General features: G+C 33.9%; 22 protein-coding genes. 11 read left to right on the top strand and 11 right to left on the bottom strand.

Features of this window, described 5'->3' with window-relative positions:
- Positions 1–100: 100 nt before the first annotated feature.
- Entirely contained in the window at positions 101–802 is a 702-nt protein-coding gene (locus tag B6C84_RS01650) for a response regulator (RefSeq protein ID WP_173795327.1), read from the bottom strand.
- A 20-nt stretch (positions 803–822) separates the two neighbouring features.
- Entirely contained in the window at positions 823–2,412 is a 1,590-nt protein-coding gene (locus B6C84_RS01655; protein ID WP_086353835.1) for an ATP-binding protein, read from the bottom strand.
- 239 nt (positions 2,413–2,651) lie between these two features.
- Between B6C84_RS01655 and B6C84_RS01660 the strand changes: the two genes are divergently transcribed.
- The 7 genes from B6C84_RS01660 to citX all read left to right on the top strand — a co-directional run bounded on the left by B6C84_RS01660 (position 2,652) and on the right by citX (position 9,318).
- Complete coding sequence (locus tag B6C84_RS01660; RefSeq protein ID WP_065614125.1) at positions 2,652–3,983, top strand: 2-hydroxycarboxylate transporter family protein; 1,332 nt, start codon at positions 2,652–2,654, stop codon at positions 3,981–3,983.
- 84 nt (positions 3,984–4,067) lie between these two features.
- Positions 4,068–4,913, top strand: coding sequence for a fumarylacetoacetate hydrolase family protein (locus B6C84_RS01665; protein ID WP_086353833.1), 846 nt, complete (start codon positions 4,068–4,070; stop codon positions 4,911–4,913).
- Positions 4,914–4,917: 4 nt separating this feature from the next.
- Positions 4,918–5,952, top strand: coding sequence for a [citrate (pro-3S)-lyase] ligase (gene citC / locus B6C84_RS01670; protein ID WP_086353832.1), 1,035 nt, complete (start codon positions 4,918–4,920; stop codon positions 5,950–5,952).
- Between the two features lie 21 nt (positions 5,953–5,973).
- On the top strand, positions 5,974–6,264 hold the full coding sequence (gene citD / locus B6C84_RS01675; RefSeq protein ID WP_034902004.1) for a citrate lyase acyl carrier protein: 291 nt from the start codon (positions 5,974–5,976) through the stop codon (positions 6,262–6,264).
- Positions 6,261–7,148 (top strand): citrate (pro-3S)-lyase subunit beta, encoded by an 888-nt coding sequence (gene citE / locus B6C84_RS01680; RefSeq protein ID WP_086353831.1) that lies wholly within the window; start codon positions 6,261–6,263, stop codon positions 7,146–7,148. The genes citD and citE overlap by 4 nt, the downstream gene beginning before the upstream one ends.
- A gap of 12 nt (positions 7,149–7,160) precedes the next feature.
- Complete coding sequence (gene citF / locus B6C84_RS01685; RefSeq protein ID WP_086320339.1) at positions 7,161–8,690, top strand: citrate lyase subunit alpha; 1,530 nt, start codon at positions 7,161–7,163, stop codon at positions 8,688–8,690.
- A 40-nt stretch (positions 8,691–8,730) separates the two neighbouring features.
- Complete coding sequence (citX, locus tag B6C84_RS01690) at positions 8,731–9,318, top strand: citrate lyase holo-[acyl-carrier protein] synthase (protein WP_086353830.1); 588 nt, start codon at positions 8,731–8,733, stop codon at positions 9,316–9,318.
- A 64-nt stretch (positions 9,319–9,382) separates the two neighbouring features.
- Here the strand turns inward: citX and metB are convergent, their stop codons facing one another.
- The gene (metB, locus tag B6C84_RS01695; protein ID WP_086353829.1) at positions 9,383–10,549 is read right to left on the bottom strand and encodes a cystathionine gamma-synthase; all 1,167 of its coding nucleotides are present in this window, start codon (positions 10,547–10,549) and stop codon (positions 9,383–9,385) included.
- Between the two features lie 180 nt (positions 10,550–10,729).
- Here metB and metJ point away from each other — a divergent pair, with 180 nt between their 5' ends.
- Positions 10,730–11,047 (top strand): met regulon transcriptional regulator MetJ, encoded by a 318-nt coding sequence (gene metJ / locus B6C84_RS01700; protein ID WP_034904598.1) that lies wholly within the window; start codon positions 10,730–10,732, stop codon positions 11,045–11,047.
- 63 nt (positions 11,048–11,110) lie between these two features.
- Here the strand turns inward: metJ and rpmE are convergent, their stop codons facing one another.
- The 7 genes from rpmE to B6C84_RS01735 form a co-directional block, all read right to left on the bottom strand.
- Positions 11,111–11,326: a 50S ribosomal protein L31 gene (gene rpmE, locus B6C84_RS01705; RefSeq protein ID WP_034904595.1), complete on the bottom strand. Its 216-nt coding sequence runs from the start codon at positions 11,324–11,326 to the stop codon at positions 11,111–11,113.
- Positions 11,327–11,467: 141 nt separating this feature from the next.
- Complete coding sequence (gene degS, locus B6C84_RS01710) at positions 11,468–12,520, bottom strand: outer membrane-stress sensor serine endopeptidase DegS (RefSeq protein ID WP_065613939.1); 1,053 nt, start codon at positions 12,518–12,520, stop codon at positions 11,468–11,470.
- 109 nt (positions 12,521–12,629) lie between these two features.
- The gene (locus B6C84_RS01715) at positions 12,630–14,009 is read right to left on the bottom strand and encodes a Do family serine endopeptidase (protein ID WP_034902052.1); all 1,380 of its coding nucleotides are present in this window, start codon (positions 14,007–14,009) and stop codon (positions 12,630–12,632) included.
- Between the two features lie 84 nt (positions 14,010–14,093).
- The gene (locus B6C84_RS01720) at positions 14,094–14,498 is read right to left on the bottom strand and encodes a Z-ring associated ZapG family protein (protein WP_086320342.1); all 405 of its coding nucleotides are present in this window, start codon (positions 14,496–14,498) and stop codon (positions 14,094–14,096) included.
- Between the two features lie 50 nt (positions 14,499–14,548).
- Complete coding sequence (locus B6C84_RS01725) at positions 14,549–15,010, bottom strand: DUF721 domain-containing protein (RefSeq protein WP_086320343.1); 462 nt, start codon at positions 15,008–15,010, stop codon at positions 14,549–14,551.
- A gap of 266 nt (positions 15,011–15,276) precedes the next feature.
- Positions 15,277–16,620 carry a gluconate permease GntP gene (gntP, locus tag B6C84_RS01730; protein ID WP_086320344.1) on the bottom strand — a complete coding sequence of 448 codons (1,344 nt, stop codon included), beginning with the start codon at positions 16,618–16,620 and terminating at the stop codon, positions 15,277–15,279.
- A gap of 40 nt (positions 16,621–16,660) precedes the next feature.
- A complete protein-coding gene (locus B6C84_RS01735) occupies positions 16,661–18,136 on the bottom strand; it encodes a mannitol dehydrogenase family protein (RefSeq protein WP_086320345.1) in 1,476 nt (491 codons plus the stop codon).
- Between the two features lie 280 nt (positions 18,137–18,416).
- Between B6C84_RS01735 and B6C84_RS01740 the strand changes: the two genes are divergently transcribed.
- From B6C84_RS01740 to B6C84_RS01755, 3 genes are all read left to right on the top strand, one after another.
- The gene (locus B6C84_RS01740; protein ID WP_086320346.1) at positions 18,417–19,178 is read left to right on the top strand and encodes a GntR family transcriptional regulator; all 762 of its coding nucleotides are present in this window, start codon (positions 18,417–18,419) and stop codon (positions 19,176–19,178) included.
- A 75-nt stretch (positions 19,179–19,253) separates the two neighbouring features.
- Entirely contained in the window at positions 19,254–20,435 is a 1,182-nt protein-coding gene (uxuA, locus tag B6C84_RS01745; protein WP_086320347.1) for a mannonate dehydratase, read from the top strand.
- 604 nt (positions 20,436–21,039) lie between these two features.
- A complete protein-coding gene (locus B6C84_RS01755) occupies positions 21,040–21,504 on the top strand; it encodes a DUF3597 domain-containing protein (protein WP_086319752.1) in 465 nt (154 codons plus the stop codon).
- An 89-nt stretch (positions 21,505–21,593) separates the two neighbouring features.
- Here the strand turns inward: B6C84_RS01755 and pth are convergent, their stop codons facing one another.
- Positions 21,594–22,178 carry an aminoacyl-tRNA hydrolase gene (gene pth / locus B6C84_RS01760; protein ID WP_086319754.1) on the bottom strand — a complete coding sequence of 195 codons (585 nt, stop codon included), beginning with the start codon at positions 22,176–22,178 and terminating at the stop codon, positions 21,594–21,596.
- Between the last annotated feature and the right edge of the window lie 62 nt (positions 22,179–22,240).

A 22,240-nucleotide genomic window follows, 5' to 3' on the forward strand; every position in this document is an offset into this window, starting at 1 on the left:
ATCTAGCATCAAATATTTAGGCAATAAAATAACCAATAAGCATATTTATATAATCATAAATTATATAATGTAGGATTAATAACCAACTTTGCGAAAAAAATTACTTTCCTAATCTTTTATAAAGCCTTTCAGGGCGACCTATTTTGCCATGGTTAAGCTCAACCGTTAATAATTTAGTTTGCACACAATATTCTAAATATCGTCTAGCGGTGGTTTTACTAATATTAGCTTTTTCGACAATTTGATCTACAGTTTGCGGTTCATTAGTTTGCATAAATAGATCTTTAACTTTTTGTAAGGTAATTTCTTCAATACCTTTAGAGTGGCGATTAATATCAACAAAGTCTTTAGTTTGTAGATTAAAAAGTTCATCAATACGTCTTTGATTAACATGTTTTTGCAAACTTTGACGATATAAAAAAAGTTCAAAACGTTCAAGAGAGTGTTTTAAACGCTGATAAGATACCGGCTTGATTAAATAATCAAAAGCACCAAAACGTATCGCTTTACTACAGGTATCCATATCACTCGCAGCAGTAATAAAAATAACATAACAATCTAAATTATTATTAATAATATATTCAAATAATTCAATTCCTTTTCCATCAGGGAGGTAATTATCTAATAAAATTAATGTTGGTTTTAATTTTTCAACCATCACTTTCGCTTCTTCCAAAGTTGCAGCGATACCAATAACTTCTACTTTGGTGTCTCGTTGAATAAATTCAGCATTTAATTCAGCTAAAATGGGTTCATCTTCAACAATAAGAACTTTAATTGTATCTTCTTTTATTTCATACATACTTTATTCACCTCTGTTAACTACTTAGGTATAAAAACAGAAAAAATCGTTCCATAAGGTTCATTATCTTCAAATGTGATGTATCCGTTAGCTTTTTTCACATATGTTGAAACTAAATGTAAACCTATACCATGTTCGTTCGAATTTTGTGAGGTTACCCCCGGTTGGAAAATTGAATTGCGGATTTTATCATCTATACCACAACCCTGATCACTGACTTCTAAAACAATTTCATCGGTTCTATCACTTAAATATAAATAGATAGATTTATCACCTTGATTATTTTTTAAACAGGCATTAAAGGCATTATCCAGCAGATTACCTAATATCGACATAAACTCGGCTTCAGTTATCTTGGAAGGCAATGCCTCCAAATGGCAGGCAGGATCAAAGAACAATTTTAAGCCAATTTCATGTGACTTAGAATATTTACCGATTAATAAACCGCAAATAGCTGGAACCTGAAAATGACTGGTAATGAAATCTAGATTTTGTTGATTATCAGCAGAATGTAACGCAATAAATGATTCCGCTTCTTCATATCGTTTCATATAAATTAAACCGGATAACGTTGCCATCCAATTAAGATGTTCATGTCTTAGCGCACGCAAATTATCCACATATTGCGTAACTTGGGTTAATTGCATACTTAATAAATTAATATCATCATAATTTCGGAAGGTTATCACCCATCCATGAATTTCATCATCAACAATCACGCGAATACGATTAGCAATAACAATAATATTATTGAAATAGCAAATATGGTCATGCACATCTTTGGTCTGATTGGTACTACCATAAAGAAAATCAGTTGATTTAATAAAGTTAGATAAATCATGATTAAGCAAACTATTATCATCAATATCAATATTTAGCATGCGCCTTGCTGATTGGTTGATATTAATAATTTTGTAATCAAGATCAATCGCAATAATACCTTCAAAGATTGATTCCATTATTGATTTCTGGCTTTTTACCAATAGTGCAATTTCTTGAGGTTCTAAATTAAACATCTGTTTTTTGATAGCTCTAGCAAAGCATAAAGAAAATATAAACAGAGCAAAGAATAAAAATGAACAAAAAATAATGAATGGAATAAATTGTTTTATATGTGACGCATAAATATCATCTACCATATAACCAACCGAAACAATACCAATTACTTTTCCATTGCTAATAATCGGCGCTTTACCTCTTAGGGCTAAACCTAAAGATCCTTGACTTATTGTGGTGCTACTAATACCACTTAACACCTCCTGATTGTCATCACCAACCATGGGTAAATATATTGAATTATTAGCCGTATGAAATAACCGATAAGCTTTAGCATCACCTATAACAATATAACTCGCATCGCTTTGTTCAAAAATATCTGAAACAAGTTTTGCGATTTGTTCGGTATCTTTATCTTCTACATATTTGATTAAGCTAGGAATCACAGCTAACTCTTTCGCCTGAATTTGAGCTTTTTCGCCTAAACTACGATATAAGGCATTTTCTGTCACATTCCATATGTAGCTTTGCAGCAATGCTAAAACCACCAATGAAAAGATTAAAAGAGATAAAAATAATTTTGTCGTAAATGACAGATGTATTCGTTTTCGCATTTTTATACTTAATAAATAATTGCTGTATCTACTAAGGAGTGTAACACAGCATAAAAAAACTTAGAGCCTTTAAAACCATAAAAACCACACTTAATTTATGATTTATATCACAAAATTGATATTAATATTTTGTCACCATATGCGCCATTAAAACAAAGCAAATTTATTTTGGAGATAAAAAAAATATGGTGGATTTCAATTCAGTTGAAAAAACGCACAACAACAATGAAAAACATGAGATAAAACACGAAGATCAAACGAAAAAGTTTTGGCCATACGGATGGTGGAAACTTATGGATGATTATAAAATCGGTGTAATTCCTTTACCATTATTTATTATCGCGGGTATTCTTATCTTTGCTGAAGTATTAGTAACAGGTAAATTACCAAGTGAAATAGTTGTTATGGTAGTCACATGTGCTTTCTTTGGTTTCCTATGTGGTGAAATAGGTAAACGTTTACCGATTGTTGGAAAAATGGGGGCAGCAGCAATTTGTGCAACCTTTATTCCATCTGCATTAGTTTATTATGGCATTTTGCCTGCTCCTGTGGTGCAAGCAACAACAAAATTCTATAAAGATACTCACATTTTATATCTTTATATCTGCTGTATTATCGTTGGTAGTATTATGAACATGGATAAGAAAACACTTATTCAAGGCTTCTTAAAAATCTTCGGACCAATGGTATGTGGTGAAATTGTTGGTATGCTAGTTGGTGTTGGTGTGGGTTATTTACTTGGCTTATCTCCATTTGAAACATTCTTCTTCTTAGTATTACCAATCATGGCCGGTGGTGTTGGTGAAGGTGCAATTCCATTATCAATCGGATATGCATCTATTTTAGGTATGGAACAAGGTGAAGCTCTAGGTAGAGTATTACCAATTGTTATGTTAGGTGGTTTAACCGGCATTATTTGTGGTGGTATCCTTAACCGTATTGGTAAAGCTTATCCACATTTAACTGGTAATGGTCGCTTGTTACCAGCATCAGAAGATGACCAAATTATCAATAAAACAGCTAAAGCAGAATCAGTTATTGATGTGACAACTTTTGCATCTGGTGTATTATTAGCCGCCATCCTTTATATGGTCGGTATGATTGGTCACAAAGTAACAGGTATTCCAGCGCCAGTAGGGATGCTATTTGCTGCAGTATTTGTTAAACTAGTATCAGGTGTTTCACCAAAAGTACTAAGTGGTTCGCAAGTAGTTTACAAGTTCTTCCAAACATCGGTAACCTATCCTATTTTATTCGCAGTGGGCGTAGCTATCACACCTTGGGATAAAATCGTTGCAGCTTTCACCGTAATCAACCTAATAGTTATTGTTTGTACAGTAGTAAGTTTAGTCACAACAGGTTTCTTTGTTGCTAAAAAACTAGGTATGTACCCAGTTGATGCGGCGGTTATTTCTTGCTGTCAAAGTGGTCAAGGAGGAACAGGTGATGTTGCAATCCTGACAGCAGCAGAACGTATGGAGTTAATGCCGTTTGCCCAAATTGCTACTCGTATTGGTGGTGCAATTAACGTATCCGTATCCTTACTCATTCTAGGTAATTTCTTAGTATAGTTTTTTTCAAGAGCAACCTTAGTTATTACTAGGGTTGTTCTATTTTATTTTGTAGTTTCAATAAACAGCTTTTAAGGAGTATTCATGAAGCTTGTCAGTTACCTTGTTTCTGGTCGACCAAGTTTTGGTTTATATACTGATCATGGCATCGTAGATTTAGGCCAAAAACTAGGCGATAAATATCAAGATCTAAAATCCCTTCTTTCTGATAAAGATGGATTAGCTAACGCAAAAAATTTTTTAGACTCACCTAGTGATATCGATGAACAAGCAATAACTTATTTACCGGTAATTCCAAATCCAAACAAAATTTTGTGTGTAGGAATGAATTATGCGGAAAAACGAGCAGAATTTAATGAAACTAATTCTGCCCCAACTTTATTTGTTCGTTTTCCTGATTCTCAAACAGGACATAAAACAAATATCATTAAACCAACTATCAGCGATGAACTGGATTATGAAGGCGAATTAGCAATTGTTATTGGTAAAGAGGCCTTCCGCATAAAATCAGAAGAAGCCTTATCTTATGTCGCAGGCTATAGCTGTTATATGGATGGTTCGATTCGTGACTGGCAATATACTTGGTACACAGCTGGTAAAAATTGGCCAAATACTGGGGCTTTTGGACCATGTTTAACAACTACAGATGAAATACCCGATCCTAAAGCGCTATCAATAGCAACTTATCTGAATGGAAAAGAGATGCAACATGATAGCATCAAGAATTTAGTACATACTGTACCTGATTTAATCTCGTATATTAGTACATTTACTAAATTATCACCGGGTGACGTTATTCTTACTGGCTCACCAGGTGGGGTTGGAAAAAAACGAAATCCACCAATATTTATGCACGATGGTGATACCATTGAAGTTGAAATTAGCAATATTGGTCGTCTAACTAACTTTATCGTTGAAGAAAAAAGGTAGTTATATGTACGATTTAGTTGATTACAGTGTTGTTGATATATCTAAATCTGAACAAGATTATCAAGTAATTAAGCAATTACTATTGCAATCTGACCTCGATTTAGATCCACAAGTCACAACTTTCATTGTTGCAAAACTGAATAATAATTGTATCGCTTGTGCCGGTCTTGATCACAATATTATCAAGTGTGTAGCCATTGCTCCTGATTATCGCGGAAACCAACTAAATCTAACTTTAATCGACTATACGATGAAATATGCCAATGACAACGGCTATTTTCATCTATTTTTATATACTAAACCTGAAAATATCGCTTTTTTCAAAGCATGCGGTTTTTATCCTATTGTTGAAATTTCTGATTTAGTCGTATTGATGGAAAACACACCGGTTGGGATTAAACAATATTGTAAACAATTATCGCAATACCAAAAGGCTGGTAACAAAATTGGCAGTATAGTGATGAATGCCAATCCTTTTACTAAAGGTCATCAATATCTTATTGAATTTGCAGCCAATCAATGTGATTGGGTACATGTATTTGTGGTTAATGAAGATGTATCACTGTTTCCGTTTCAGGTACGTTTACAGTTAGTAAAAGATGGCACAAAAGATATTAAAAATGTTACGGTTCATGCCAGTTCGTCATACATTATTTCTAAAGCGACCTTCCCTACTTATTTTTTAAAAGATAAAAGCAAAATTGACTATGCTTATATGGGAATCGATCTGTTAATCTTCCGTAACTATATTGCTCCAGCATTAAATATAACTCACCGTTTTGTTGGTACAGAGCCACATAGTAAAGTGACTAATGCTTATAACCAAGCGATGAAATATTGGTTAGAAGATGACAAAGTTAGTTTGTCATCCAAGATTACTGTCATTGAGGTTGCTCGAAAACTCGAGGAATCAAACATTATATCAGCATCATTAGTGCGAAATTCACTGGCATTAAAAAATTATGAACAGGTTAAGAAATTAGTTCCTTCAACAACTTGGAATTATATTTCAGCTAATTTGGATAAATTAAATATTTAATTCTTTTCAAAAGGTAAAAACATGAAAATACAAAAAGAAGCCATGGCAGGAACTCTCGAATCCAGCGATTTGTTAGTTAAAGTCATGCCAAATACTGGCATCGAAATTGTTATTAATAGTGATGTAAATAAACAATTTGGCGATCAAATTCGCGCTGTGGTTAATAACACATTAAATGAACTTAACTTAACTGATGGTTTAATCATTATTGACGATAAAGGTGCTTTAGATTGTGCAATAAAAGCACGGGTACAATGTGCTGTGTTACGTGGTGCAGAAGAAACTGAATTAGATTGGAGTAAATTACTATGAAAAAATTACGTCGAAGTATGCTGTTTCTTCCAGGTGCAAATGCAGCAATGTTATCAACATCTTTTGTCTATAAACCAGACTCAATTATGTTTGATCTTGAAGATGCCGTGTCTATCAAAGAAAAAGATTCAGCACGTCTACTCGTCGCACAAACATTAAAATTACCTGTTTATAAAGAACATGGCATTGAAACTGTAGTTCGAATTAATGCATTAAATACACCATTTGGTCTTAAAGACTTAGAAGCCGTTGTACGAGCAGGTGTTGATGTTGTTCGCTTACCAATGACCAATAGTGCTGAAGATATTCATGAACTTGAAGCGCATGTTGAACGAATTGAAAAAGAGTGTGGTCGAAAAGTGGGTAGCACTAAATTAATGGCGGCTATTGAATCAGCTCAAGCAGTAGTTAATGCCGTATCCATTGCCAAATCATCGCCACGTTTAATTGGTATCGCTCTTGCAGCATTTGATTATCTAGTCGATATGCAAACAGAACGCGGGGATGGTACTGAACTATTTTATGCACGCTGTGCTGTTTTACATGCTGCTCGCGTAGCCGGTATTGATGCATTTGATGTTGTTTATTCGAATGTTAATGATGATGAAGGCTTTTTAAAAGAAGTCAGCCTAATTAAAAAATTAGGATACAACGGTAAATCATTGATTAATCCACGACAAATTGAGCTATTACATAATGCTTATGCACCTACTGCTAGTGAAGTAGAAAATGCTAAAAAAGTCGTTGAAGCCGCTGAAGAAGGTGAAAGAAAAGGGCTTGGAGTTGTTTCTTTGAATGGCAAAATGATTGATGCACCAATTATTGCTCGTGCGCAAAAAATCATTGAACTAGCTAAATACTCCGGTGTACGTAAAGAAATTTGATAGGATTGAAACATGACAACTTCTATAAACCAAAAAATTGCTGATTTATTAAAACAGCATCCTGATCTTAAAAATATCACACCATTTATTGATGCTAATGCAACCACACCTTATCTAAAAGATGAGTCTAAATATACCCGTAAATTGTGTGAGTCAATTGAGCAAGCAATAGAAAAGTGTGAACTTCGTGATGGAATGACTATCTCTTTTCACCACGCATTTCGTGAAGGTGATAAAGTTATCAACAAAGTTGTTGAAACCATTAGTAAATTAGGTATTAAGAATCTTACATTAGCTTCAAGCTCATTATTAAGCTGTAATGCAGCATTGATTCCTCACATTGAATCTGGGGTAATTACTAAAATCTATACCTCAGGATTACGTGGAAAATTAGCTGATGCGATTTCACACGGCCTAATGGAAAATCCGGTACATATCCATTCTCACGGTGGTCGAGTCAAATTAATCCAAAGCGGAGAAATTAATATTGATATCGCATTCTTAGCTGTATCAACTGCTGACGAACAAGGTAATGCTAATGGCGTATCAGGTAAATCACAATGTGGCGCCCTTGGTTATGCTATGGTTGATGCTCAATTTGCTAAGAAAGTGGTTTTACTTACTGAAGATATTGTTAGTTATCCTAACCATCCAGCAAGTATCCGCCAAGATCAAGTTGACTATATTGTTAAAGTTGACGAAGTTGGTGACCCAACTAAAATTAGCGTTGGTGCAGCACGTATCACCAGTAACCCTAGAGAATTAATGATTGCCCGCTATGCCGCTGATGTTATCGAAAATTCAGGTTATTTTAAAGATGGATTCTCAATTCAGACTGGTTCTGGCGCATCATCAACTGCAGCGACACGCTTTCTAGAAAATCGAATGCGAGCGAAAAATATCACAGCATCATTTGCTCTAGGTGGTATTACAGCAAGTATCGTCGATCTTCATGAGAAAGGCTTAGTAAAACGTTTACTTGATACACAAAGTTTTGATGGAGCTGCGGGACAATCTTTAGGTAAGAATAAAGATCATATTGAAGTTTCAACCAACGTTTACGCTAATCCAGCTTCAAAAGGTGCGAGTGTTGATGAATTAGATATTGTCATTCTCAGTGCGCTCGAAGTAGATTTAGATTTCAACGTTAATGTACTAACAGGATCTGATGGTGTTATGCGTGGTGCATCCGGTGGTCACTGTGATACAGCCGCTGGAGCAAATCTAACTATTATCGTTGCGCCACTAATTCGTAGCCGAATTCCAACGGTAATTAGAAAAGTAACCACTATTGTTACACCAGGTGAAAGTGTAGATGTGTTAGTCACTGACCATGGTATAGCGGTAAATCCTGCTCGTCCTGAAATCGCCGAACGATTAAAAGCGGCTAATTTACCAGTAATGACTATTGAAGAACTTTATCAACGTGCTATTGCATTAACAGGTGAACCAAAACCAATTGAATTTAACGATAAAATTGTTGGGATTGTTCACTTCCGTGACGGCTCAATTATTGATGTTGTTCGTCAAGTCAAAGACTAATTAACTTTGTAATAGTAATAGCATAACAAAATTCTTAGTTATGCTATTACTCAACATCATTATGAATAATCCAACATTAAGATTCGACGATGGCATTAACATAACGCTTGAGCAAATGTTAATGGCTAAAGAAAATCGCGTAAACAATCAGCAACAAGTTTTTGAGCAATACCCTTATCCGCTAATATCATTAAGTTTAGTAATACCTGGACCAATCAAGAAAAGTAGTGGCACTGTATTCTTATTTAATGAAGCTGTACAAGCTATCCATCAGATGTTAAGCCAACATAATATTTCTATTATCCATGAAAAACTTTATGAAAGCATAACTGGTGATGAAGCATTATTATCAATTGATCATAACGTTGATATGCTTAAACAACTGTGTATAAAAATTGAGGAGAGGCATTTTTTAGGACGATTATGGGATATAGATGTCATTGACCCTGTTACACAAAAAAGTATTTCTCGGTCTAAATTCGAGCATCATTCTCGACAATGTTTAGTTTGCCATGATAATGCTAAAATTTGTGGTCGAAGTAAACGGCATTCCATTAACGAGATCCTCAGCGCCATTGCCAATAAAGTCAATGATTATCGAAATAATGAAACGAACTTAAATATATAGCTATCTATATTAATAGAGTCGAAAAATAAGCTATTTTCCAACTCTACTGATAAATTGATGACGGTCAAATATTTGCTAACGCTTGCTCTAAATCACCAATCAGATCATCGATATCCTCGAGACCCACGGAAATACGTAATAATTGATCGGATATACCCGCCGTTTTACGTGCTTCAGCACTAATTCCTGAATGGGTCATTGTAGCAGGATGACATATCAAACTTTCTACGCCACCAAGTGATTGCGCTAAGGTAAAAATATTCAACGCATGTAAGAATTTAGGCATATCAGCGGCAGCACAAGCTAATTCAAAACTCAATAGTGAACCGAAGCCTTTTTGTTGTTTTTTGGCAATGTCATGACCTAAATTTGTTGGTAACGAAGGATGAAAAACTTTAGCAATTTTAGGATGATTAATTAAAAATTTGACGACTTTTTCTGCATTTTCTTGTTGTAATCTAACTCTTGCAGTAAGGGTTCTTAAACCACGCAATAATAAATAACTATCAAATGATGAAGTTGATGTTCCGATATTATTTGCCCACCACAATACATCTGTAGCTAATTGTTGATCTTTAAATACTAATATTCCGGCTAATAGATCTGAGTGGCCATTTAAAAATTTAGTACAAGAGTGACTAACAATATCAGCCCCTAATTCCAGTGGTTTTTGTAAAATTGGTGTCATAAAGGTATTATCAACCAGAACTAACGCTCCAACCTCATGCGCCTGACGTGCAATATCAGTAATATCAACGACTCTTAATAATGGATTACTTGGCGATTCAATCAATACTAATTTAGGTTTTAAATTCAGCGCTTCTTTTAAAGCAACAGGATCGGATTGGTCTACAAATTTGGTTTTAAAATACCCTTTTTGGCTCAAACTATTAAATAATCGATAACTACCACCATAACAATCATGAGGTGCAACCACGACATCATTTGGGCCAAGTAAGGCTACACTGACTAGATGTATTGCTGACATACCGCAATTGGTTAAAATGGCATCTGCACCGCCTTCTAATTCTGCTACCGTTTCCTCAACTAATCGTCTACTTGGATTAGATTTGCGACCATAATCAAATTTCCTTGGTGTTGCAAATGATTGATAGCGATAACACGTTGAAGGCGTAATAACAGGAACTACGCTACCAAATTGGTCATCTGTATTTAATCCACCACGAACAGCAATAGTATCTTGGCTAAGATTTTTAGATTTATGAGCCATAATAACCTTCCTACAAACCACTTTATTTATTTTTAGATTTTAGTTGTATAAGAATAACACAATAACAAAAGACGTCAACATGTCTAGACGTCTAACTATCTTGGTGTATAGATTGCAGCTAAGCAAAAAAAACGCTAAAATTATCCACATTATTTGTGATGTAATTGATTTGGTGAATAAATGATGGAATGGAACGGCGATTATATTAGCCCTTATGCTGAGCATGGTAAAAAAAGCGAACAAGTAAAAAAAATTACAGTCTCAATTCCGTTAAAAGTATTAAAGATATTAACTGATGAGCGAACTAGACGACAAGTCAATAATTTACGTCATGCAACGAATAGTGAACTTTTATGTGAAGCTTTTCTACACGCTTATACTGGTCAGCCATTGCCTTGTGATGAAGATTTACAGAAAGATCATGATGATGGCATTCCATTACAAGCACAGAAAATGATGCGAGCTTTAGGTATAGATCCTGATTTAATTGATGAATGATTAAATCATGGATACAAAAAAGGCGCTTAAAGCGCCTTTTTTACAACGTAAAAATTAGTAAAACTATTTTTTACCACCAACCATTGCAAAACGTTGTTTAAATTTATCAACACGTCCGCCAGTTGCTACATCACGTTGTTTACCTGTATAGAACGGGTGACATTCACCACATACGTCAAGATGAATGTCATGACCAATAGTTGAATGAGTTTCAATTTTGTTACCACAAGAACAAGTTGCTGTAATTGCAGTGTATTCTGGATGGATACCTTCTTTCATAATAAACCTCTAAAGTTTGTTCGTATCGCTATATAAATGGCTTAACCGCAAAATCTATACACCATACGAGTGTTAAATAACATGATAAGGGTGCGAATTATACGTCCTATATCAAAGATAATCAAGCAATAAAAGGCCAATCTAAACCGGCAATTGACCAATAGTAATTTGCAGTTGAATCTTTTCTCCATTACGCAAGACAATTATGGGGACGATGGTACCCGGTTTCAACTCTGCAATTTGATCCATGGTTTCAACAATCGATCTTACTGGTTTATTATCAACCATTATTAAAATATCATTAGCTTGTACACCTGCCTGCAAAGAAGGACCTTCAGCATTAGTGACTAAAATACCCAACACTTTTGGGAGATCACTAGTATTTTGTGTTGGAGCAAATTCTAAACCATCAATGCCAATATAGCCTCGTATCACTTTGCCATCTTGAATTAATTTATTCATTATTTTAACAGCTAATGCTGTTGGAATAGCAAAACCAATACCTTCAGGAACATCATTACCTAGATTTTTGGCAAATGTCAGAGTATTAATACCCATTAATTCACCTTTAGTGTTAACTAAAGCACCACCAGAATTACCATGATTAATTGAAGCATCAGTTTGGATAAAATTTTGTCGACGATATGGACTGAGTCCATCACGGCCAGTAGCACTAATAATACCTTGGGTAATAGTTTGCCCAATATTATATGGATTGCCAATGGCTAAAACGACATCACCAATTTTCGGATCGCGGGAAGGATTAATCGGTATTATCGGAAGATTAGATGCTTCAATTTTAAGTACAGCAATATCAACTAATTTATCTGAACCGACAGGTAATGCGGCGAAAATTCTGCCATCTTGCAAAGCAACGATAATTTGTTCTGCACCATCAACAACGTGATAATTGGTAACGATATAACCAAGCTCACTCATAATGACACCAGAGCCTAATGGTGTTATTGGACTATCTTGTGATTGTTCAGGTACTGAATTAATTGAGCGGCTATAAATATTAACCACAGCAGGCGCAGCTATCTTTACTGCACTAGAATAACTCATAGGTTCATCATTAAAAATGGATCTTGAAAAATCAGATTGAGATCCATTTCTCAAAGAAGGAAAAATAATGAGTAACACTATCGCTAAAACAGCACCGATTAATATCGGCCATAGAATTTTTTTAAGCATAATTGTCACAAGCAGGATGAGAATGATTGATAAGATTCTATCATATATAACTGAGGGTTAAAAAGGCGTTTTCGTCGATGCGAAGCACCGACGATATTTGGCTAAATAATTAACGTAAAATTAGATAAAGACGACTATCACCTCTAACAATGTTTAAGGCAATAGCAGAAGGATTACTGTCAATAATTTTACGTAGATCAGAAATACTTTCGACTCTGGTCTTATTAACTCCTGTAATAAGATCGCCTTCTTGTAAGCTTAAACGAGAAGCTGGTGAATTTTTAGCAATACTTTCAATCAATACACCTTTTTGACCTTTTACATCACCATTAGTCAATGTTGCTCCATCAAGCGCTGGATGAAGAGATTTAGCCTCGGTACTTAATTGGTCACTGTTCTTCAATTTAACTTCAACAGAAATCTCTTTACCATCACGAATTAAACCTAATTTAACGGTACGACCAGCTCCTGTTGTGGCAATTTTAGCTCGTAATTCAGCAAAGCTATCAACAGGTTTACCATCCATAGAAACAATGACATCGCCGGATTTTATGCCCGCCTCTTGGGCTGCTGAATCAGCAATAACTTCACTAACAAAGGCACCTTTCTGTACTTCAAGATCAAAGGCTTTAGCGATATCTGAAGTTAATTCATTACCTTTTATACCTAAAACACCTCGTTTAACTTCACCATATTCGATAAGCTGAGAAGTTAAACTTTTAACCATATTGCTTGGTATAGCAAAACCAATACCGACATTACCACCACTTGGCGCAATAATAGCGGTGTTAATGCCAACTAGTTCACCATTTAAATTAACTAACGCACCACCAGAATTACCTTGGTTAATAGATGCGTCAGTTTGAATAAAGTTTTCAAATCCATTCATATTTAGCCCACTACGAGCTAAGGCGGAAATAATACCTGATGTTACCGTTTGACCAATCCCGAATGGATTACCAATCGCAACAACATAATCACCAACTCTTGTTTTATCTGAATCAGCAATTTTAATAGCAGTTAATTTGTTAGCATCATCAACTTTTAACAAAGCAATATCACTTTGAGGATCCTTACCAATTAATTTCGCTTGATATTCATGACCATCATTTAACGAAACAGTAATTTTATCTGCATTATCAATAACATGATTATTAGTAACAATATATCCTTTTTCAGCATCAATAATTACACCAGAACCTAATCCAGAAAATGATCTAGACTGACTATCAGGATAACCAAAAAATCGTCTAAACTCTTCTGGCATATTACTTTGCATTTTTGCAGTGCCTTCAACGTTAATACTTACAACTGAAGGGAGTACTTTTTCTAACATTGGTGCCAATGAAGGTTGTTGCTGTTGTAAATTATTATCCGTTGGAATAAACGGAAAAGCAGCATAAGCATTCGGTAATGTAGCTAAACTTAAACCTAAACTTAAGGCAATTATGCTTAATAAATTTTTTGGTTTACGTAAAGAATGACTCATTATAAAACTCTCTTGTTTGAATGATTTAATATTGACAATATAAATCTGATTAATATTATCTTATCAAAAATATTTAAAAATTGATTATGGTTTAATATCTTCACTTTTGAATAATCCAGATGGGTTATCTGAATAATCTTTAGGCTGTTTTTCAAGCGTTAACTCTTGTTTAATACTGATGTCATTATTTGACTCTAGATCAACAGTAGGCATATTTTCATTATTTACAAATTGTCCTGAACTTTCAGCGATGTGTTGGTATAAACGACGGAATTCTTTGGCCATATTATCTAAAATTTCAGCACTATGTGAAAAATGCTTAACCATCATTTGTTTTTGTGAAGCTAACTCTTCTTGAGTTTGTTCTAATTCACGTTGTGCTTTGATATATTTGCGCCCTTTTGGCGAAATAAAATTCATGAAAATCATGCCTAAAATAAATCCAATTACTAGGCCAATGACGATATAAGTCATCATATTATTATCCATATTTCACTCCTTATAGCTCTTAATTATATAACTTGAACATATTGTTTAGTTTATTTTGCATGGTTCGCAAGTTTAATCAATTGTTTTTTTAATTTATCTGGTGCTTGCTCTGCAATTGCATTTAAATATATTGCTGTTTGCTTACTAATAACATTACTAATTTTAACATTCTTATCAGACAAAATAACTGATTGCGAATAATTAGTTGCTATAGTTGGATTAATTTTATATTGAATGGAAGATAAAGATGGTAAAATTTTTTGGCGTATCCCTGATAATAAGTTACCTTGTTCATATTTTAATCTTGTTAACCAGCTGGCCGAACTAACCTCAAGAATAAGCACACCTTGACGATAATTAGCAACTCGATATTGCTGAATTAATGGTGGTGGAAGTAATTCATCAATAATTTTGGTCAATTGACTTAAAGCAATGGTTCTATCTTTTATTTTTGATAATAAGGCCCCTTGTGACAACAAAGAGGTCAACACTTTGGGTTCATTATCACGCATAATTCAGGCTTATCCTTTCTTCCTGCTAAAATTAATAGCAACTAACTCAATCTAAAAAAGTGATATTCAATTTTATATAATGTTACCGCAATTAGTGTGAAATGTCTTACTGAAAAAATTGCATTTGATTAAAAAATGATTTTATACAGATAATATAATTAATTTAAATAGCAACAGGAAGATTTTATCTTTAATAAGTCGATTTAAAAGATATAAAAATAGATTAATAGCTAAATTACTATTAATCTATTTTCAAACAGTTATTATTATGCAATTAAACTAATAATAAGCACAACTATTAATCCAACAATTGAGTTAACTAATTCTAATAACCCCCAGGTTTTTAAAGTATCTTTGATCGATAAGTCAAAATAACCTTTAAATAACCAAAAAGAAGCATCATTAATATGCGTCAAAGTATTGGAGCCAGCTGCAGTAGCAAGAACAAGTAATGCAGGGTTAACATCGTGCATAACTCCTGTGGATGGATCAATAACTGCTGCACCAATTATACCTGCCGCAGTCATAGCAGAGACAACACCTTGCCCTGTGGCTAAACGAATTAACACAGTAATTAACCACGCCATAATGTAAGGTGATACACCTCCAGTTGACATTAATTGGCCTATGTTATCCCCAATCCCTGTATCAATTATAATTTGTTTTAAAGCTCCACCTGCACCAATAATTAATACCACCATAGCAATACCTTTTACAGCATTATCAAATGAGTGCATAACCCATTCCATAGAATGGTTAAGCTTTTTTCCAAAAAATATAAATGCAGTAATCATAGCAATAAACATTGCTATTTGAGAAGAACCAAGAAAATTAAATATTGAATATAAAGTTGTGCCTTTTTCCAACCAAATATTTGCAACTGTTGTCGCGATCATAATATAAGCTGGAATTAAAGGAATAGTGATTGATGTAAAAAAAGAAGGAAGATTATTTTCATCTATAGGGTCTTCCGATTGTAAAAATTGTGGTATTGGTCTCTCAAGATTACCTAAGAATTTAGGAAGAATTAAGCCAGCAAAAATTACAGATGGAATAGCCACAATTAGTCCATAAATATATACCATTCCCATATCAGCGCCATACGCGTTAACTAATGCAACAGGTCCTGGTTGTGGTGGAAATAGTGAATGAGCTGTAGTTGCCGCTGCGACGCCTGGTATTGCTAATTTTAAAAAAGGTATTTTAGCTTCATGTGCTAGAGCAATCACTAATGGAGCCAAAATAATAAATGCTGCTTCATAAAACATAGCAAGTCCAAATATAAGACCCATAATTATGATCGCTAATTTTACATATTTAATTCCTAGTCTTCTTAATAATGTCTGAGCAATTTGATGGGCAGCACCAGAATCTACCATTAATTTGCCAATAACTGCTCCAAATACAACAATTATTGCTAATTCACCAAGAGTTCCACCAAATCCAGTTTTTATAGTCTTAAGTATGGTTAATAAATCCATCTTAGCCATCAAACCAACAAATATTGCAGCAGCTAGCAGGGCAATCATTGAATTTATTTTAAAACGAATATTTAAAAGTAACATTAATCCAATTCCAAGAATAACCCAAAGAATATTTAGAAATTCCATGAATATAACTCCTATTTTAAATTTAATTGTTGGTTAAAGGTTAATTCGATGTAACATAACTATCTAGCGTTGACTTGACACCATTTTTCATTAATGCCAAATAATAATTTTTTAATAGCGTTTTTAATTTTTCATTTTTAGGTAAATCTGTACCAAATACTGTTTTTAACTTTAATAGTTGGTCAACTCGCTCAGCACCATCAATAGTTGTATTCACTACTTTTCGTAATTGTTCTGACATGGGATCTCTAATATCAATTATCTGATTATTATCATCAATTCCACCTACATAACGCATCCATCCGGCTACTCCTAAAGCAAGTAATGAAAAATCAGAATTATGTTTGATATGCCAACGAATAGAATCAAGCATGCGTTGTGGTAATTTTTGCGTTCCATCCATGGCTATTTGCCATGTTCGATGTTTTAGTGATGGATTACTAAATCTTTCAATGAGTTTTTCTGCATATTGTTGTAAATTAACCTGCGGTGGAACATTTAAAGTTGGAGCTTGTTGTTGTAGCATTAATGATAAAGTTGCCTGTTTAAAACTCTCATCTTTCATACAATCATTAATATGCTCATAACCAGCTAAATAACCTAAATAAGCTAAGAAAGAATGGCTACCATTTAACATTCGAAGTTTCATCTCTTCATATGGCACAACATTATCAACAAATTCAGCACCAACTTCATTCCAATTAGGACGATCAGTAACAAAATTATCTTCAATAACCCATTGAATAAATGGTTCACAAGCTATACCACAAGGATCAAACATACCGCCTAGTACATCTTGAATTTCATTTAATGTTTCGGCTGTCGCAGCAGGTACAATACGATCGACCATGGTACAAGGGAAAGTGGTGTTGGTTTCAATCCATTGAGCTAACTCTGGATCACGTGCATTTGCTAAGTCTAAAATCGCTTTTTTTAATACCAAACCATTTTCAGGCATATTATCACATGATAAAGCAGTAAATGATTTTAAACCTCGTTGCATCCTTCTATATAAGGCCTCAACAATCACGCCAGGAGCTGACATAGGTTTAGTTGGCGAGATCAGATCAGATTTAATGAATTGATTATTTAAATCCAAGCCAGTACCTCCTGGTAACATACAATAACCTTTTTCTGTTACCGTCAATGAAACAATCTCGACTACCGGATCAGCCATTTTTTCTAAAATTGTTTCTATACCATCAGTTGGAGCTAACAATGACTCTTTAACACTACCTATAATATAGGCTTGTTTAGATATTGCCCCTTTTTCTAGCACTGTATAGAGATGATCTTGTTTGCGAATATCATTGATTAACTCCTCACCTCCAACAATATTCACTTCACAAATAGCCCAATCACTATTGCCTTTATTTAATAGGCGATCAGTAAATAATGCCTGATGCGCTCTATGAAAGGCGCCGAAACCGATATGAACAATCCGCGCTACCATTTTTTCTCGGTTATATAGAGGCTGGTGTTCGATTGATTGGGGAGTATTTGATAAATTTAACATGTAACACACCATAATTAACGAGTTAACAGTATTTATTGGTTAGACATGTTTTCATTTGTTGATAAAATTTTCACCTTTATTTTTTGATTTTTGTGACCTATATCACGTTTTTTGGCTTATATTATGAGGGTTTTTACAAAAAACATTATAATTCCAATAATATTGGTAAACCAATATAAAAACTGAAACGACTTTCTGTTATTATAGGCTTAGAGGAGTTGTAATAATTAGCGTATAATTATCTACATTAAACTTAAAAGTATTCTAAGGACTATAGATTATGCCAATGGTCAATCGACTTTATCAAGAAATTGGTAATGAATTGAAATCATTATTAAAAAGTGGAACCTTTAAAATTGGTGATCGGCTTCCACCAGAAAGAGACATTGCTGAAACTTTTAATGTTAGTAGGACAGTAGTTCGTGAAGCATTAATTATGTTAGAGCTTGAAAATTTAGTTGCAGTAAAAAAAGGCTCTGGTGTTTATGTAATTGGTTTACCAGATGAAGTCTTATCTGAAAAAGATAGGAAAATTGAAGAAGAAGATTTAGGTCCATTTGAATTATTACAAGCTAGACAATTAATTGAAAGCAATATTGCCGCTTTTGCAGCCTCACAGATAGTCAAAGCAGATATTGTTGAATTAAGAGCAATATTGGAACAAGAACGGCGCACATTTGAACAAAATAAACTATATGATTACACCGCTGACGAGATGTTTCATATAACAATAGCTAGAGCTACCAAAAATTCAGTACTTGAACGTTTATTGGCAGATCTATGGGCTAAACGATCCACAAGTAAAATGTGGGATCAGCTACAAAGTAGAATCACCGATCATAGTTATCGTAAAAAGTGGCTATATGATCACGAAAAAATTCTACAAGCATTACAGTTAAAAGATGCTATGGCTGCACGCCATGCTATGTGGCAACACTTAGAAAATGTTAAACAAACATTAATGACAGTTTCTGACAGTGAAGATCCAAATTTTGATGGTTATTTATTTGACTCTATTCCGGTCACTATTGTTAACCAATAGCGGCAAATATGCATTGTTAATGGATCTTCCTTTAGGAATGACTTATTAAATAAAGAATCATTAAGGAGATTTTTGATGGAACAAACAATGCGTTGGTATGGACCTAGCGACCCAGTATCATTGGATGATATCAGACAATCCGGAGCTACCGGAATTGTTACAGCATTACACCATATACCTAACGGTGAAATATGGACTATTGATGAAATTCAAAAACGAAAAAAAATAATCGAAGATAAGGGCCTCGTTTGGTCTGTTGTCGAAAGTATTCCGGTTCATGAAGAGATAAAAACCCATTCAGGTAATGTTGAACAACATATTGCTAATTATCAACAATCTATTCGTAATTTAGCCGCTTGTGGTATTGATACGGTTTGCTATAATTTTATGCCGGTATTAGACTGGACTCGTACCGATCTTGGTTATCAATTACCGGATGGTTCAAGAGCCCTGCGCTTTGATCAAATTGCCTTTGCAGCATTTGATATTCATATTTTACAACGACCTAATGCCGAAAAAGATTATAGTCAAGAAGATGTCCATTCAGCAAAAAACTACTTTGAACAAATGACACAAGCCGATAAAGATAAATTGGTAGCAAACATTATTGCTGGTTTACCTGGCGCTGAAGAAGGTTATTCACTTGATCAGTTTCGAGCTCATCTTGCAACTTATGATGGTATTGATAAAGCTAAATTACGCGAAAACTATGCTTATTTTTTAAAAGCTATTGTACCTGTTGCAGAAGAAGTTGGAGTTGTATTAACTGTTCATCCAGATGATCCTCCTAGACCGATTTTAGGTTTACCTCGCATTGTTTCAACGATTGAAGATATGCAATGGATAAAAGAGACTGTTGATAGTATCCATAATGGTTTTTGCTTTTGTACTGGCTCTTATGGTGTTCGTAGTGATAATGATTTAGTTACTATGGCTGAAAAATTTGCCGATCGAGTTTATTTTATTCACCTACGCGCAACAGTACGTGAAGATAATCCATTATCTTTCCACGAAGGTGATCACCTAGCTGGGGACGTTGATATGTATGGCGTAATAAAGGTACTTATTGCGGAAGAAGAACGTCGCAAAAAAGCTGGTATAAACCGTTTAATACCCGTTCGTCCAGATCATGGCCACCAGATGCTTGATGACCTTAAAAAGAAAACTAATCCAGGTTATTCTGCAATAGGACGCTTAAGAGGCTTAGCTGAAATCCGTGGTGTTGAATACGCAATTAGACGCGCATTTTTCGAATAAAAAATAATTTATCTGTTCTGTATTGAAAGCCCATGATTATGGGCTTTTTTATTTTCTAAATTTACATATAAAAATAGCGTGATATACACGCTATTTTCCTTATATAGTTAGGATGTTTTTACTATAAATAATTCTTAAAAAGAATTATTATTGATATCTACTACTTAAAACACTTTTAAATCAAATTAAAGAATAAAATTTGCAACCTAATTTCTTAGTTTATAGGTATTTTCTATTATTTAAGGTTGATTAATAAAGTCTATACTACAATTGGCAAACCAAATATACCACTAATTTTAAACAACATATTATAATTATTTACCAAAAATGTGATATTTGTCACACCAATTTGTATAATTGGTATAATAAATTTACATAACAAAAAGATCAACCTGTTTAAATTAATAGTTAAATAGACTAAACAAGAATACCTAATAAAAGCAGTAAATATTTTTGTTTTTGTAATCGATATTACAAAAAATGCTATTAAATGATTGTGGTTTTGACATAATTTATACTTAACCGCTATACTTAAGGGGATATTTTCTACATCTATATCGTTAAGCAGTTTTTTAATAAGCAGTTTAAACATAAGGGGTGTAATATGGGTATCTTAAATAATATTTTTTCAAAAATATTTCCAAACGCACAAGCCGCTGTAGGTCATGCTAAAGATGCAGTGAAAGAGCAAGTTGATAAAATCACTGACACAGTAAAAGACAAAACTTCAGATAATACTTCAAGTAATAACACAAATAATAGTAATTCCGATCAAAATCAACAAAACACATCGGACAACAAAGCGCCGATATCTGAGATCGATGTCATGTCAATTTTGGATAATTTGGCTAAAAAATTCCCAGAAAAACTTAATTGGAAAACATCTATTGTTGATTTATTGAAATTATTAGGTATCGATAGTAGTTTAGATGCACGTAAAAAACTCGCCACCGAACTTAATTATACCGGCAGTACTGACGATACCGCATCGATGAATACATGGTTAATAAAAGAAGTAATGAAGAAAATAGCTGAAAAAGGTGGTAATGTTTCTCATTTATTTTCTTAATCAGAATTGATACGTGATTTGTTATCCACCTGTTTATCAGGTGGATTTTTTTATAGTCAATTAATTAAAACACGCTATTGTTAACAACTTTAAGCTTTAAATGCATGCAAACGATTCATCGCACTTTCTATTCCATTTGTTAATAAAATATTAGTACAATAGACTGATTCATCAATAGCTTTATCAATTAATTCTTGTTCTGGTTTAGAGGGTTTATTTAAGACATAACCAACTACTTTATTTTTATCTCCTGGATGGCCAATTCCAATTCTCAACCGATAAAAATTCAGATTATTACCAAGTTTACTGGCAATATCTTTTAAGCCATTATGGCCACCATGACTACCGCCAAATTTTAATTTGGCAATCCCTGGATTAAGATCTAACTCATCATGAGCAATTAATATCTCATCAGGCTTAATTTGATAAAAAGAAGCCATTGCTTGCACTGCTTTACCACTTAAATTCATAAAGGTAGTTGGTACTAACAAACGAACATCATGCCCATTGATGTTAATTCGAGAACTATATCCAAAAAATTTAGGATCATTTTTTAATGGTTGATTATAACGTTCAGCAAGTAAATCAACATACCAAGCTCCCGCATTATGGCGAGTTGCGGCATATTCATTACCCGGATTGGCTAACCCTACAATTAGTTTGATTGTTGACATAATAGTTTAATCGTTAATTATCCTGTTATTACAAAAAAGCCCCTAATAGGGGCATTTATCTA

This window comes from Gilliamella apis, assembly GCF_002142155.1.
In the GTDB taxonomy this organism is placed as follows: Bacteria; Pseudomonadota; Gammaproteobacteria; order Enterobacterales; family Orbaceae; genus Gilliamella; species Gilliamella apis.

What these genes read in the sequence shown, in the direction of transcription:
- citE (WP_086353831.1), top strand. Translation starts at nt 6,261, where the DNA reads ATGAAAAAATTACGTCGAAGTATGCTGTTTCTTCCAGGTGCAAATGCA.
- pth (WP_086319754.1), bottom strand. Translation starts at nt 22,178, where the DNA reads ATGTCAACAATCAAACTAATTGTAGGGTTAGCCAATCCGGGTAATGAA.
- B6C84_RS01725 (WP_086320343.1), bottom strand. Translation starts at nt 15,010, where the DNA reads ATGCGTGATAATGAACCCAAAGTGTTGACCTCTTTGTTGTCACAAGGG.
- citC (WP_086353832.1), top strand. Translation starts at nt 4,918, where the DNA reads ATGTACGATTTAGTTGATTACAGTGTTGTTGATATATCTAAATCTGAA.
- B6C84_RS01755 (WP_086319752.1), top strand. Translation starts at nt 21,040, where the DNA reads ATGGGTATCTTAAATAATATTTTTTCAAAAATATTTCCAAACGCACAA.
- gntP (WP_086320344.1), bottom strand. Translation starts at nt 16,620, where the DNA reads ATGGAATTTCTAAATATTCTTTGGGTTATTCTTGGAATTGGATTAATG.
- degS (WP_065613939.1), bottom strand. Translation starts at nt 12,520, where the DNA reads ATGCTTAAAAAAATTCTATGGCCGATATTAATCGGTGCTGTTTTAGCG.
- citF (WP_086320339.1), top strand. Translation starts at nt 7,161, where the DNA reads ATGACAACTTCTATAAACCAAAAAATTGCTGATTTATTAAAACAGCAT.
- metJ (WP_034904598.1), top strand. Translation starts at nt 10,730, where the DNA reads ATGATGGAATGGAACGGCGATTATATTAGCCCTTATGCTGAGCATGGT.
- rpmE (WP_034904595.1), bottom strand. Translation starts at nt 11,326, where the DNA reads ATGAAAGAAGGTATCCATCCAGAATACACTGCAATTACAGCAACTTGT.
- B6C84_RS01655 (WP_086353835.1), bottom strand. Translation starts at nt 2,412, where the DNA reads ATGCGAAAACGAATACATCTGTCATTTACGACAAAATTATTTTTATCT.
- B6C84_RS01720 (WP_086320342.1), bottom strand. Translation starts at nt 14,498, where the DNA reads ATGGATAATAATATGATGACTTATATCGTCATTGGCCTAGTAATTGGA.
- citX (WP_086353830.1), top strand. Translation starts at nt 8,731, where the DNA reads ATGCTATTACTCAACATCATTATGAATAATCCAACATTAAGATTCGAC.
- B6C84_RS01650 (WP_173795327.1), bottom strand. Translation starts at nt 802, where the DNA reads ATGTATGAAATAAAAGAAGATACAATTAAAGTTCTTATTGTTGAAGAT.
- B6C84_RS01740 (WP_086320346.1), top strand. Translation starts at nt 18,417, where the DNA reads ATGCCAATGGTCAATCGACTTTATCAAGAAATTGGTAATGAATTGAAA.
- B6C84_RS01715 (WP_034902052.1), bottom strand. Translation starts at nt 14,009, where the DNA reads ATGAGTCATTCTTTACGTAAACCAAAAAATTTATTAAGCATAATTGCC.
- B6C84_RS01735 (WP_086320345.1), bottom strand. Translation starts at nt 18,136, where the DNA reads ATGTTAAATTTATCAAATACTCCCCAATCAATCGAACACCAGCCTCTA.
- metB (WP_086353829.1), bottom strand. Translation starts at nt 10,549, where the DNA reads ATGGCTCATAAATCTAAAAATCTTAGCCAAGATACTATTGCTGTTCGT.
- B6C84_RS01665 (WP_086353833.1), top strand. Translation starts at nt 4,068, where the DNA reads ATGAAGCTTGTCAGTTACCTTGTTTCTGGTCGACCAAGTTTTGGTTTA.
- citD (WP_034902004.1), top strand. Translation starts at nt 5,974, where the DNA reads ATGAAAATACAAAAAGAAGCCATGGCAGGAACTCTCGAATCCAGCGAT.
- uxuA (WP_086320347.1), top strand. Translation starts at nt 19,254, where the DNA reads ATGGAACAAACAATGCGTTGGTATGGACCTAGCGACCCAGTATCATTG.